This is a genomic window from Pseudoalteromonas sp. SG44-8 (assembly GCF_014164125.1).
Taxonomy (GTDB): Bacteria; Pseudomonadota; Gammaproteobacteria; order Enterobacterales; family Alteromonadaceae; genus Pseudoalteromonas; species Pseudoalteromonas rhizosphaerae.
In genome coordinates, this window is sequence record NZ_JACJEQ010000006.1 from 180,552 (window position 1) to 194,160 (window position 13,609).

Consider the following 13,609-nt stretch of genomic DNA (forward strand, 5'->3'; position numbering starts at 1 on the left):
CACGCTGAGACGACCTTGAACGCCAATCAATACCGCTGGTTTGAATTTACCTTTATATTTGTATGCCTTCCTTTGCTGGGTTTTTACCTTCGTGCCTACCTTGCTAATTGGCTGATCCCCGCGTTAATCGTGTTAATGAGTGTCTGCGGTATGTTGCTGCTAGGCGATCCCCACTTTAAACGCTTTAGACTTACCAGCCTTGGTCAATTTTCCGCAGTGAAACGCCGACTGTTTAGCTTCTTTTTTATCGGCGCACTGTTTTCAGGGGTTTTTTACGGGATCATTAATCAAGGTAATTGGTTTATGCTGCCTCGAAACTCATTTAATGACTGGTTAATGTTACTCGCGTTCTATCCATTATTGTCAGTCATGCCGCAAGAGTTGATATTTCGAACCTATTTTTTTCATCGTTATAAACGCATCATGCCAAAAAAAACGGTGCGCATAATTGTTAGCGCCACAGTATTTGCTTTAGCGCATATTGTTTATGCTAATTGGGTAGCAGTACTACTGGCATTTATAGGCGGGTTATTATTTGCATTTACCTATGCTCAAAGCCGCTCCACGTTTGTCTGCGTTATCGAACACAGCTTATGGGGACTGTGGATGTTTACATTAGGAATAGGTCAGTACTTAGATTCGGCAACAATCTCTTAACTGAAAAAGCCGTGCTAATGATACTTAACACGGCTTAATTATGGGAAGCTCAATTAGTTGTATTAATTAAAAACCGAAAATGCTCATAGCAAAAAACTTAGTCGCTACGGTATTAATAAATATAACTACTAAAATTACCGGAATAAAGGTTGATAGCGAAAAATTAACGTATTTTTCAGTAAAGCTACCTGCATAGCCTGGACAACCTTGGCTTAGCTCTTCACTTAAACGTACTTTTTTCCAGCGATACATCACGAATAAACATACCATTAAACCATTCAATGGCAAGATAGTGTCGTAAAATACATCATACACAATATCAAATAAGCTTTTAGACGCTCCGCCATAGTTAGTAAATGAAGTTAACCCTTCAACCATACCAAACGACATAGTACATAACACTGTCAGTACACCGATGCTACCAGTTAATATCAGTAACGCCATTTTACGGCTTATGCCTTTACGGTCACTTAGCGTAGCTGTTGGCACCTCAACGATGGATACCAACGAGGTAATTGCAGCAAAAAATACCAGCAAGAAAAACACAAACGCAACAATTGATGCACCAACATAGCCAATATCAGTTTGTAGCGCGAGTAAAATCTTTGGTAAAAACTCAAAAATCATCGACACAGATGAGTCAGACAATTTAGTAGGATCAGTATCTGGGTTAAAACTAAAGATAGCTGGTAGCACCATAAGACCGGCAATAAACGCCACCAGTGAATCAGTCAGTGCAACCATTTTAGCACTGCCAACAATGTCATCCTTTTTCGAGATATATGAAGCGTAAGTCATCAATATACCCATACCCAACGACAATGAGAAAAACGCTTGCGCTAATGCACCGTTCAAGACACTGGCATTCATCTTAGAAAAATCAGGGATAATATAGTACTTAACGCCAGCCATAGCATTGTCTAGCGTCAATACATACGCCACTAATGCGATTAGCAATACGAACAATGCTGGCATTAAAAACTTAGCTGCTTTTTCAATCCCTTGCTTAACACCACCGACTAAAATCAAATTAACAATTAATGCCACAGCAGCCATATACGCAAACACGCTGGAACTATTAATAAACACCCCAAAGCTTTTTGGATCAGCCAACACATCTAAGTTACCAACCGCAACTTGGCTTAAATAACCAAAAATCCATACCGTGATAACCATATAAAACACAGCAATCATAAACGGGGTTAATACTGCTAAAAAGCCAGCAAAACTCCACTTAGTATCATTACCAGATAATAACTTGTAAGAGCCTAATGGATCTTTTTGTGCTTGGCGTCCCATTGCCATCTCTGCCATCATTACTGGCAAACAAATAAACACAACAAACAGCGCGTAAACGAGCAAAAAAGCACCACCACCATTTTTTGTTGCTGAGACTGGAAAACCAACCAAGTTACCAATACCGACCGCAGAGCCAGCAGCTGCTAATATAAATCCGAGGCGGGAGCTAAAGTGCTCACGAGTATCGCTCATTTAAAAACCTTATTATTATTTTGTACCATTCAAGCGACTCTACCAGTGTTGTGCTGGGCTTTTCAAGCAGATTCCGCTTAAAAATATAATGATACTGTAAACCTTAGAGGTTGTTGTTCTTTTAAGATTAAAATTTGTTCAAGCTAACAGTGATTAAATCGCAGCATCAATTTACAGCCTCGAAAGTTAACTAAAAACTGCGTAAAGCTTTCGCGCTTTAATAGCGCTCTAAACTAATCGTAATTTATTCGCCTATTAATTTTGCTGTGCTAATATCAGCATAATTCCAATAATATTCAAATCCAGAGAACACACCATGTTGTATATGATTTACTCAACTGATGTTGAAAATAGCTTAGAATTAAGAAAAGCCGCCCGCCCTGCTCATTTAGCACGCTTACAAGAATTAGACGAGCAAGGCCGATTACTGACAGCAGGTCCATTACCTGCCATTGATAGCGCCGAGCCAGCTGACGCTGGTTTTACTGGTTCTTTAGTGATTGCAGAATTTAGCTCATTAGAAGCAGCTCGCGAATGGGCTGCAGCAGATCCTTACGTCAACGGCGGCGTATATGAAAACTCACAAGTTAAACCGTTTAAAAAAGTTTTTCCTGGCTAAGTAAAACCAACAATCAAACAGGATTATACTATTTAAATGAACCAGATTTTAATGCAATGGGTATAAGACTTTGAGTCAAATCACCACAATTCAGTGTTTGTTCACCGGATGTTAATTAAACTCTGCTGCATTGAATCATCAGATTTAGTGATTTTTCACTTGAATTATAGCTACTTGGTTCATTAAACTATTCAGGTCTGGTTTAGGAGTTTCTCATCATGCGTACTGTGTTAGCTCTCAGCGTCGCCATCACTGTGCTATTCTCGAGTGTTTTTTCGACTAGTAGCCAAGCTGCATCTCAAGTCAATAAAGCTGAGATAAATAAAAAACAAGCTGTTGAGCTTGCTAAAAAAGTCGAAGATGGTAAAACTCTTAAAATTACCGTACTTAACGATATTTATACTGTAAGAATATTAAAATCGGACGGCCATGTCGTCGACGTTCATGTCAATAAAAAGACCGGCGAAGTGAAGAAGGATTAAGAAATGCGAATTTTAGTAATTGAAGATGATTTACACTTAGCAGACAATCTGCGTAATGCATTAGAAAAAGAACGTTATAGTGTCGATCTCTGTCATGATGGCGAAGCTGGTTTATTTCACATCACAGAATATCCTCTTGATATGGCGGTAGTTGATTTAGGCTTACCAAAAATTGACGGTATTGAACTGATCAATAAAGCCCGCGCACAAGGGATTACAATTCCAATTCTGATTTTAACAGCACGTGACCGTTGGCAAGATAAAGTTGAAGGACTTGATGCTGGTGCTGATGACTATTTAACTAAACCATTTCATGTTGAAGAGTTAATAGCCCGGTGTAACGCGTTGATCCGTCGTAGCGCAGGCAAAGCAAATCCTGAAATGACTGCTGGGCCTATTAAAATTCACACCCGCTCACAACAAGTGTGGGTTGATGACCGAGAGCTAAGTCTCACCGCATACGAATACAAAGTGCTTGAGTATTTAATGGTTAATCCACAAAAAGTGATTTCCAAATCTGAGCTAACAGAGCACATATACGATCAGGACTTTGATTTAGATTCAAATGTAATCGAAGTATTCGTACTGCGCTTACGTAAAAAGCTTGACCCTGATGGTACTTTAAACCCAGTAGAAACACTACGCGGACGCGGTTACAGGCTTAAAAGTCAGTGGTAGCATCGCAAATACCGTTAAAAGTAAGGCAAGGATTTATCCTTGTCTTTGTTTTATTAGTCGCTTTACCCATTTTATTCTTCTCTATTGGTAAGGCATACTATGCTTCGTTAGTCGAAGCCACCGAAAAAACCCTCGAAGCCCATTTATATTCTTTAATTTCAGAAGTCGATTTTACTGAGCGCGGCATTATCATGCCCAGCACTATTTTAGCTCCTGAATTGAATCGTTTAAATTCTGATACTTATGCGATGATCTATCGTGAAGAACAGCCTGTATGGCACTCTGAGTCGGCGGTAAATGTTAACTTTGTGCCTGACGAACTAGAAACCAAAGCAGGCGCTGCCGACTTTCGTCGTGTGGAATATAAAAATACCGTGTATTGGCAACTTAGCCTAACCGTTATTTTAAATAACATTGACCAGTCAGAGCATGCTCGCTTTATTTTATTAAAACGCAACGATGCTCTACTGCGCTTAATGGATGGTTTTAAGCAAACCCTTGTAAACTGGATGTACGTCATGGGTGTAGCCATTGCAGCATTAATGGCTGTGGGCTTTGTGTGGAGCGCGCGGCCGTTGCAACGACTGGATAAAGAAATAAAAGCCATTGAGTCAGGTGATATTCAAGAAATTAAAGGACTTTATCCTGTTGAGCTGCAAACTATAAAAGCCGATTTAAATTTACTACTCGAAACTCAGCAACGCCAAAAAGAGCGCTATCGTGCGTCTTTAAGCGACTTAGCTCACGCACTTAAAACGCCACTGGCAGTATTAAAATCGAGCCCGCTTGCCAACGATGCCGATGCCCAAGAGCAGCTTGACCGTATAAATGTGATGATCGAACACCAATTAAAACGCGCTGCAACGGGTGCAGCTGATACATGGAAAAAACAAACAGCCATTAAGCCGGTGCTAGATTCAATCCTCAATGCAATGAGTAAAGTTTACCGCGATAAAGATATTATTTTTACCCATGCGGTTAAAGACAAAGATTACTTTTTAGGTGACAAAACTGATTTACTCGAACTACTCGGTAACTTAATTGATAACGCCTGTAAAGCTTGTCGCTCACAAGTCGATATCCAAGTCATTCAAAAACGCAACCTCACTATCGCTATTAGTGATGATGGACCCGGTGTGCCGGTTGATAAACGCGAATCCCTGCTTACTCGTGGTACCCGCTTGGACACCTACGAAAGCGGACACGGTGTCGGTATGGCGATTGTGTCAGATTTAGTAAAGTCGTATCACGGTACCCTGACTATTTTAGATGCTGATACCTTAGGCGGCGCGAAATTTATTTTAGAGTTTAATTATAATGATAAAAAATAACTGGTTAATAGCTGTATCTGGGCTGCTTTTAGCACTGAGTACAACAACGTTTGCAGCAGAAGAGCAATGTACAGTCGTTGAGCAAGCAACACCTGATGAAGCTAAAAAATATATTCAATGTTTAGATAAACAGATAGAGACCTTAACCCGAATTCAACAAACCTGGATAAATAAAATCACTTTAGATTTAAATAAGATCCAAGAAGATACCGGTAACTCTCAGTTGCTACCAATTTTTAAACGTAGCATTATCAATTACCAAAAATACCTGGAAGACAGCTGTAAATGGCGTTATTTACACAAAGTACCCAACGCCACCCAGGCTGCAATTGTATATAAGCGCTGTGAATTGCGTATATTAGAGCAGCACATTACTGTATTAAAACAACCTATCTGACCACCACGGTGGTTATTTAGAAGGTGACTCGATTTCTTCACCATTACCTAACAGAGTCGCTAACCAGCGCCCTTCGTCGCTGGCTTCTAAGGCTATTTTAACAATCATCGTCAATGGCACCGATAACAACATACCTACCGTGCCAATCAGCCAACCCCAAAAGATGAGTGATAAAAATACCACTAAGGTCGACAGTCCTAAACCTTTACCCATGTACTTTGGTTCAACTATATTACCCATCACGGTATTAATAGTTAAATACCCTACTGCTACAATCCCTGCGACCAATGGTCCTTGCGTGATCAAAGCTAATAAAACTGCTGGGATAGCAGCAATAATAGAGCCAATATTAGGAATGTAATTAAACATAAATGCCATTACCCCCCATAACACGAAGTAGTCAACATTTAAGATCCACAGTAGTAGCCCAGCTAATATGCCTGTACCAACGCTTACCACTGTTTTGATCGCTAAATAAGAGTTAATAGAATTTAAAAAACGGTCTATTTGCTGCATTTTCATATCAGGATCGTCTAATGCCATATGAATTTTATGACTAAGCATAGGCCCTTCAAAAAGCATAAATACCACAGTTAAAATAATTAAGAACAAATTTGCCATCACGCCACCTAAGCCAGTCAGCATACCGGTGGCAACATCAATCATTTTTCCCGGGTCGAACATTGATATAACTTGCTCTTTATTGAGCAAAATATTGTACTTGGCAGCAACATCAACCAGCCAAATAAACTCATCCTGTAACTTACTTTTATATTCAGGTAAATGCTGTGAAAAGTCAGTCAATGATTGCCCGACTAAGCTGGCAAGGCTAACCCCTAAGCCAACCACCATCAACATCACTAGCATGATCGCGATGCCTTTAGGTATTTTGTAACGACCAAAAAAACTTAATAAAGGACTACAAATAATGGCAATAAATGCTGCAAGTACAAACGGAATGACAATAACACTTGCCGCTTTAATACCAGCTAAAGCAATCACCAACGCTGCAAAGATAACTAAACTTTTGTTTACCCCAGTTAAACTAGCCAAACTACAATCCTTTAAAATATAAACTGCAGCTAGTGTATGTGAAAAGTCTGTAAAATGAAATATTTGCAAAGTGATCAAAGCAGCCTACTCTACGTATAACGATTACATAATTACTAAAAGAGTTTTATTGCTATGCATATCTTAATAACCGGCGCAACAGGCCTGATCGGTCGTCATTTGTGCCCTGAGCTAAACAAAGAACATCAATTGACAGTGCTCACCCGCAATCCTGCAAATGCGACAAAACTGTTAGGTGAGAACATTAATGCGACTGACTCCCTTGAAGAGGTTGATTTTAACAATCTCGATTGCGTTATCAATTTAGCCGGTGAACCCATAGTAAATAAACGCTGGAGTGAAAAACAAAAACAAATACTGCGAGACAGCCGTATTACGATCACTCAACAAATTAGCGCTGCAATTAACCAATGCGATACACCGCCGCATACTTTTATATCAGGCAGTGCGGTCGGATTTTACGGTCGCCAATCAACCACCGTAATTGACGAAAGCTTTGTTGATGTGACCCCTGAATTTAGTCATCAGCTATGCCATGATTGGGAACAAGCCGCCCTGCAAGCAGAATCAATCAATACTCGAGTATGTTTATTACGTACAGGTATCGTTTTAGCTAACAATGGTGGTGCATTAGCCAAAATGTTACCGCCATTTAAATTAGCACTAGGTGGTCCTATTGCTGATGGCCAGCAAGGCATGTCATGGATACATATCGAGGATATGATTAATTTAATTATACACATTATCAATAATGTGCAACTCAGTGGCGCAATTAATATGACCGCCCCAACATCTGTATCAAATAGCGAATTTAGTCAAAGCTTAGGTAAAGTATTAAATCGACCAGCAAAAATAACTATGCCTGCATGGGTTCTAAAATTAGTAATGGGTGAAATGGCAGATTTGCTGCTTTACGGACAATATGTACAACCAACTAAAGCTCTTGAAAGCAGCTATTGCTTTCGTTATAAGACATTAGATACTGCACTTACGAATTTATTAAAGTGAACGCAGTAATTTATGCTAGATTACTATATGGCAATAGAACTAGTCTAAATGGGCTAGTTGGCCGGTATTTCTCATAATGTTTTCATTACTTTATGTTAAGGTCCACATTATGAGATACGATATTAAGCGAATTTACAGCATCTATCTAGAGCTCTATCGGAAGCTTCTAAAACGTTTATTTAGCTATAAGTATCTTTTTACATCTCGATCAGATGGTAGTTTAGCGTAAAATAACTAACGGCAATAGCGTGTTTTCTATCATTTTTAGGGTGTTACTGCCCAAAAAAGTATGTGCTATTTTTGAATGCGAAAAGGCCCCCATTACCAGCATTGCTATTTTATTTTTAGTTTTATATGCCATTAAAGAACTAAAAATATTACCTTCTAAAATACTTGATTTGACTTCAAAACCACTTTCAATAAGCAACGCTTCGGTGCGTTTAAATTTTTCCAACAAATCATGTTTGCCATTTTCTACAGTCACCAAATGACACGTTAAATGATGCAACAAACCACCAGCAATAATCTGTTTAACCATTTTATCTGCTGTTTCTCGTCCATCATAAGCAAGCATAAAGTTGTTCGGCTCACTGAAGTGACGATTGGCAATTAAAATAGGTGTATGTACATGGCGAATAACCTGCTCAATATGCGACCCAATAGCTTTAAAATTCTGTTCGTGAGTTTTACCGCTTCGGCCAATAACAATCAGTCGCGCTGAATCTTCAAGGTCGCAAATTGCCTCAACAATACCGCTATGGCGCTGCTTACTTTCAATTGACTTACACCCTTGTTGGCTAGCAAATACACTCGCGTGCTCTAACATTTCTTTGCCTATTTGCAATGCTAATTTACTGCGTTGCTCATCCAGTGTCGCCATCTCTGATAATAATGATGTAGTTGCACCAAAACCAATTATGCCACTTAAGTCGTCAATCACAGCAGCGTTTTGTTTTTCTATGGCATGCAAAAATAGCATCGATTTATTAAGTTTCTTGGCCGCCCAAATCCCCGCCTTACACACATCATCTGTGTAAACTGAGCCATCTATACAAGTAATAATTTTATTCATTGTGCTCTCCTTAATGGCCTGTCATGAGTTTTTCAACTTCTTCAGGGTCATTGTGAACGCCAAATTTGTCAACAATCGTTGCTGTCGCGTCGCTCATACCAATAATCTCGACCTCTGCACCTTCGCGTCTAAATTTAATCACAACTTTATCAAGCGACGACACTGCCGTAATATCCCAAAAATGCGAATGAGTTAAGTCAATCACTACTTTAGCAACGACCTCTTTAAAGTCAAACGACTCAATAAACTGCTCTGAGGATGCAAAAAACACCTGTCCAACAACCTGGTATACTCGTTCATCAGCCGATGATTGCGCTGGCTTTACAACCATAAAACGACCAATTTTATTGGCGAAGAATAGTGTCGCCAATAGCACACCGACCAATACTCCCATGGCCAAATTATGCGTTGCGACAACAACAACGACCGTAGCAACCATTACGATGCTACTTGATAATGGGTTTTTCTTTAAATCTCGCAGTGAATTCCAAGAAAAGGTGCCAATCGACACCATTATCATCACGGCAACCAGTGCCGCCATTGGAATTTGCTTTAGCCATTCATCTAAAAACACCACCATAAGTAGCAGAAAAGTACCCGCGGTAAAACTTGATAAGCGGCCACGTCCCCCTGATTTTACATTAATGATCGACTGGCCAATCATCGCGCAGCCGGCCATTCCTCCCATTAAACCTGAACCTATGTTCGCGATCCCTTGACCTTTACATTCACGATTTTTATCACTAGCGGTATCGGTTAAGTCGTCAACAATTGTCGCTGTCATCATCGACTCCAATAAACCAACGACAGCAAGGCCAAATGAATAAGGAAGAATTATTAGCAGTGTGTCGAGGTTAAAAGGCACATCAGGCCATAAAAATATTGGTAAGGTATCTGGTAACTGGCCCATATCGCCAACAGTTCGAATCTCAAGTCCTACCAACATTGCAACCAAAGTTAAAACCACGATACACACTAGTGGTGATGGAATTGTTCTGCCTATCACCGGTAAGTAAGGGAATAAATAAATGATCCCAAGACCCGCAGCCGTCATCGCATATACATGCCATGTTACATTCGTCAGCTCCGGCAGCTGTGCCATAAAAATAAGAATTGCCAACGCATTTACAAAGCCTGTAACCACGGAGCGAGACACAAAGCGCATTAAACTCCCCAGTTTTAAATAGCCTGCAATAATTTGTATCACACCGGTGAGTAATGTCGCCGCCAAAAGGTATTCTAAACCATGCTCTTTAACTAAGGTAACCATCAGTAAAGCCATAGCGCCAGTAGCGGCAGAAATCATCCCTGGTCGTCCACCCACTATCGAAATAACCACGGCAATACAAAATGAAGCATACAAACCGACTTTAGGATCCACGCCCGCTATAATAGAAAAAGCAATCGCTTCTGGTATTAGCGCAAGCGCCACCACAGTACCTGCTAGTAAGTCCCCTCGGATGTTAAAAAGCCAATCTCGTTTTATTTTTTCTAACATAAAAAACCTTGTCATGTAGTTAACATTAACGCCCATACAGCAGTCAATAAAACACCGACAATGCTTTTACTAAACGATGACAACCGCATTTTCATTAATGTTTTTTTATTTATTAAAACGGCACATAAGCGCCTACCAATGTTTGGTATATAGGTATCACGCAGCGGTGATTTAGAGGAGGAATAACTTAGGGCGGCGTTAAACGCAAAACATTGTTCCTTATGTAGAATGAATAAATTATCGTCTTTATTCTTGCATCTAACGTATTTTTAAGCAAGCCAAGTAACTTTTGTGTAGGCGCTGACAGCTGCTGTCACTCCTTACCTTGCCAATAAAAACACATAAAAAAACATGCCATCATTTACCCGTTCCTTCTCAAACGGCTGCAACGATAAACATTGTAAATACATTTTAGTTATCGTCTTTTTAAGTTGTTAAATACATATATGCGACTAAACTTTAAGAATAATTACAAAAACTTATCAAATAAATGAAAAAGTACTTAGTCTTTCTATTGTTGTTTAGTGGATTCGCGAAAGCGACTATGACCCCTGTTTCTTACCAAGTCGGTGATCAAACAATCGTTGCTCCAGCAGTACGATATGAATATGGCTATGCTTACAATATTGAAGCAAAGAAACTTTTAAAACTAGTCACTTTAAATTGGCCCCCTTATATTGATGAATCACTTTGTAACAACGGTTGGCTATTTCAACTAACCGTTAAACTACTACTACAAAAAGGTTATGGAGTGCATATAGAGTTTCTCCCATGGGCCCGAGCACTAAGAGCGGCCGAATTAGGTCATGCAGATATTTTATTTCCTGAGTATTTTATTGATAATAATGTTATGTCAGAGAATAAGCCAAATAAAACGCGCAATGATTTAATGGCTTTATCCTCGGCTATTCCAGGTGGAAACTTGTCACTAGTCGCACTAAATGGCAGCCACTCAAACTATGACGGCAGTGTAGAGTCTATAAAAGATCAAATTATTGGTGTTGTCCGAGCATATAAAAACACCCCAGAACTCGATAAACTAATTGACTCAAAAAAAATTAATACCGTTGTTGCCAATAATGAGTTTCAGCAAATTCATTTACTTATGAGCCTACGGGTAGACCTAATTGTAGCTGATTTTGACGTGTTGATTGCCAGCATTGAAAAGTCTGCTGCCTCCGAAAAAGAAAAACAGCAAATGAAAACTGCTCTAATGGTATTGTCCCCACCTCTAGGTTACAAACCCCTCTATTACACAGTAAGTAAAGCAAACCCATATTGGCAGGAAATTTTAGCCGATCTCAATAACGAGATAAAAAAAATGAAAGAGCAAGGAGCACTTTCAAGCTATATTGAAGAAAAAAAACAATGTAGCAGCTAAAAATAAGGCGCTTAAATGTTAGCAAATAAGCGCCTATATATTATTAAAACAACGACTCAAATGTCCCATCAGGAAATAATATACCAGGAACCCCTCTTACCGCTGTTACATCTGCGATTTGTGTATCGCCAAAATATAATCCACCACTGTAGTTTCGACCTTTTTGCTTAACATCTAACCAGCGACCTTGAGCACCGTGGATCACTGCATTAATATTATTGCCAACAGTACGTAAGTTAATTTCAAGTGCTCTATCCTTTAGCCGTAAGGCAATCTCTGCATTGCTAATATCAGCTAAACGATTCAAACGACCAACATAAGCAAACTGAAAATCCGGTGCGCCATTTAATGGCGTTATCAATTGCACAGCAAATGCAAGATTCTGTGTAGCTTCATTTATAAATGGCGTTGCTTCTATTGCTTGTAGGTTAAACTGTGTCGTTTGATTTTCACTAACAAGCTGACCTTTAAAGTCAAAGCCAGATACCACTGTCACAAGCTCTTCAAAAGGAGTAACGAAGCGATCAGCGTTTAGCTTTATATCACCGGTTAAGACGCCGCTATTGGCACTTTCTAATGAAACCTTTGTCTCTATATTCAGCTGCCCGGTTGTTTCACTTTGATCATTTGAAAATGGATCGTCAGTTCCATCAAATGACAACACTAAATCACTCACATCGGCGTTTAGTTGAGCATCTTTGCCTATCACTTTCGCACTAATAATACCGGATACTTTATTACCCAGCAGTCCACTTACTTGCCATTGTGGAATATTTAAATCTAGCTGTACGTCATGCTCATCATACTGGCCACTAATAGCCCAAGAATAAGGGGATTGTTGGTAGTTTATTGTCAGTCCCTGTAAATTATAAACTCCTGCGTCGGTATTATTTAATGGCGAAAAGTTATAGAGCACGTCATAAAGCACATTCGCTAAAACGATAATAGTTTGTTGCGAGTCTTCGCCTAATATTGTTTCAAATTCAGTTAGCTTTTGTTTGAGCTCATCACTGTACGTTTGCTCTTGTAAGCGTGCCACACCTATTATATTACGCACATCTTCGAGTAACTCACGAGAGTGTAATTGCTCTTCATCTCGTTCTAGTGGCGAAATATTGCTAGCATTCCCAATCATAACTAGCTTTTGTTTGACCTCTCCAACGACGGATTGCAATAATTGATTACCATCTTCATTAAGTAAATTCTCTGACACATAGCGATCTGCAAAAGTACGATAAAGTGGCAAACTTGCTAACTGGGCCTGTTGTTCTACCACCGTATTATTGGCTGTATTTAAACTCGCCTCGATATCCGCAGCTCTTTTTAAGATCACACCAAAAGTCAGTGCATTAGTAAGCAACTCAGCTTCAAGGCTGTCATTCAACTGACTATGAGTGAGGTGATAAAAAGGTGTCGCACTCAAGCTTTGTGTGGTTATGCTTATGTCTAAGTTATTGTCGCTAATCACTGAGCTGATCGGCGATAAATAAACCTTATTTTCGCCCGGGGCTGCAAAAAAATCAGCACGGTAACTTAATGTCATATCCATCACTTCTTGATAATCAATGCGACGATTAGAATTCTGATCATTCGGGTTGTTTCTCACTGTGCGACCACAACCTGCAAAACTTGGACATGTTAACGTCGTTGCATTTGAGGTAAATTCAACATGATGAAAATTTAAAGTTGTGGTTGGTAAAGTCACATCATTAATATTTGCAACGTCAATATTTTCTATAGAGCCCGTGTTATCATTAATGAGTGTTAACGTACCCGCAGTGGATTGCCAAGGCGCAATATAAAAGCTTACCGAGGAGGACGTCAGCATGACAGGCAAAGTGTTTGTTGTGCCATTATCTGATGAGTCACCACAACCAACTAATGACATAAGTAAACTAACTGATATAAGTTTTTTAAACATCAC

The 13,609-nt window shown here is 39.5% G+C and carries 13 protein-coding genes; 8 read left to right on the plus strand and 5 right to left on the minus strand.

Annotation, left to right across the window (positions count from 1 at the left end):
• The first annotated feature begins 15 nt into the window (after positions 1-15).
• Positions 16-657: a CPBP family intramembrane glutamic endopeptidase gene (locus H5163_RS07565; protein WP_145233636.1), complete on the plus strand. Its 642-nt coding sequence runs from the start codon at positions 16-18 to the stop codon at positions 655-657.
• Between the two features lie 66 nt (positions 658-723).
• On the opposite strand, the gene H5163_RS07570 is transcribed toward H5163_RS07565, so the two are convergent.
• Positions 724-2,148, minus strand: a complete 1,425-nt coding sequence (locus H5163_RS07570) for a sodium-dependent transporter (RefSeq protein WP_145233634.1) — start codon at positions 2,146-2,148, stop codon at positions 724-726.
• Between the two features lie 316 nt (positions 2,149-2,464).
• On the opposite strand from H5163_RS07570, the gene H5163_RS07575 reads away from it, so the two are divergent.
• The 5 genes from H5163_RS07575 to H5163_RS07595 all read left to right on the plus strand — a co-directional run bounded on the left by H5163_RS07575 (position 2,465) and on the right by H5163_RS07595 (position 5,655).
• Positions 2,465-2,767: a YciI family protein gene (locus H5163_RS07575; RefSeq protein WP_145233632.1), complete on the plus strand. Its 303-nt coding sequence runs from the start codon at positions 2,465-2,467 to the stop codon at positions 2,765-2,767.
• Between the two features lie 218 nt (positions 2,768-2,985).
• Positions 2,986-3,249: a PepSY domain-containing protein gene (locus tag H5163_RS07580; RefSeq protein WP_145233630.1), complete on the plus strand. Its 264-nt coding sequence runs from the start codon at positions 2,986-2,988 to the stop codon at positions 3,247-3,249.
• 3 nt (positions 3,250-3,252) lie between these two features.
• Entirely contained in the window at positions 3,253-3,927 is a 675-nt protein-coding gene (locus tag H5163_RS07585) for a response regulator transcription factor (RefSeq protein ID WP_016709350.1), read from the plus strand.
• Positions 3,921-5,258: an ATP-binding protein gene (locus H5163_RS07590; protein ID WP_145233628.1), complete on the plus strand. Its 1,338-nt coding sequence runs from the start codon at positions 3,921-3,923 to the stop codon at positions 5,256-5,258. Before H5163_RS07585 ends, H5163_RS07590 begins: the two co-directional genes overlap by 7 nt.
• The gene (locus H5163_RS07595) at positions 5,245-5,655 is read left to right on the plus strand and encodes a hypothetical protein (RefSeq protein ID WP_145233626.1); all 411 of its coding nucleotides are present in this window, start codon (positions 5,245-5,247) and stop codon (positions 5,653-5,655) included. The genes H5163_RS07590 and H5163_RS07595 overlap by 14 nt, the downstream gene beginning before the upstream one ends.
• Positions 5,656-5,667: 12 nt before the next feature.
• On the opposite strand, the gene H5163_RS07600 is transcribed toward H5163_RS07595, so the two are convergent.
• On the minus strand, positions 5,668-6,708 hold the full coding sequence (locus H5163_RS07600; RefSeq protein WP_182731442.1) for an AI-2E family transporter: 1,041 nt from the start codon (positions 6,706-6,708) through the stop codon (positions 5,668-5,670).
• Positions 6,709-6,840: 132 nt separating this feature from the next.
• Between H5163_RS07600 and H5163_RS07605 the strand changes: the two genes are divergently transcribed.
• Complete coding sequence (locus H5163_RS07605) at positions 6,841-7,734, plus strand: TIGR01777 family oxidoreductase (protein WP_182734844.1); 894 nt, start codon at positions 6,841-6,843, stop codon at positions 7,732-7,734.
• A gap of 220 nt (positions 7,735-7,954) precedes the next feature.
• Here H5163_RS07605 and H5163_RS07610 read toward each other — a convergent pair whose 3' ends face one another.
• Positions 7,955-8,806, minus strand: coding sequence for a universal stress protein (locus H5163_RS07610; protein WP_182734846.1), 852 nt, complete (start codon positions 8,804-8,806; stop codon positions 7,955-7,957).
• A gap of 10 nt (positions 8,807-8,816) precedes the next feature.
• Positions 8,817-10,304, minus strand: coding sequence for a SulP family inorganic anion transporter (locus H5163_RS07615; protein ID WP_182734848.1), 1,488 nt, complete (start codon positions 10,302-10,304; stop codon positions 8,817-8,819).
• A 544-nt stretch (positions 10,305-10,848) separates the two neighbouring features.
• Between H5163_RS07615 and H5163_RS07620 the strand changes: the two genes are divergently transcribed.
• Positions 10,849-11,685, plus strand: coding sequence for an ABC transporter substrate-binding protein (locus H5163_RS07620; protein WP_259399791.1), 837 nt, complete (start codon positions 10,849-10,851; stop codon positions 11,683-11,685).
• Positions 11,686-11,728: 43 nt separating this feature from the next.
• On the opposite strand, the gene H5163_RS07625 is transcribed toward H5163_RS07620, so the two are convergent.
• Complete coding sequence (locus H5163_RS07625; RefSeq protein WP_145233610.1) at positions 11,729-13,606, minus strand: hypothetical protein; 1,878 nt, start codon at positions 13,604-13,606, stop codon at positions 11,729-11,731.
• Positions 13,607-13,609 lie beyond the last annotated feature (3 nt).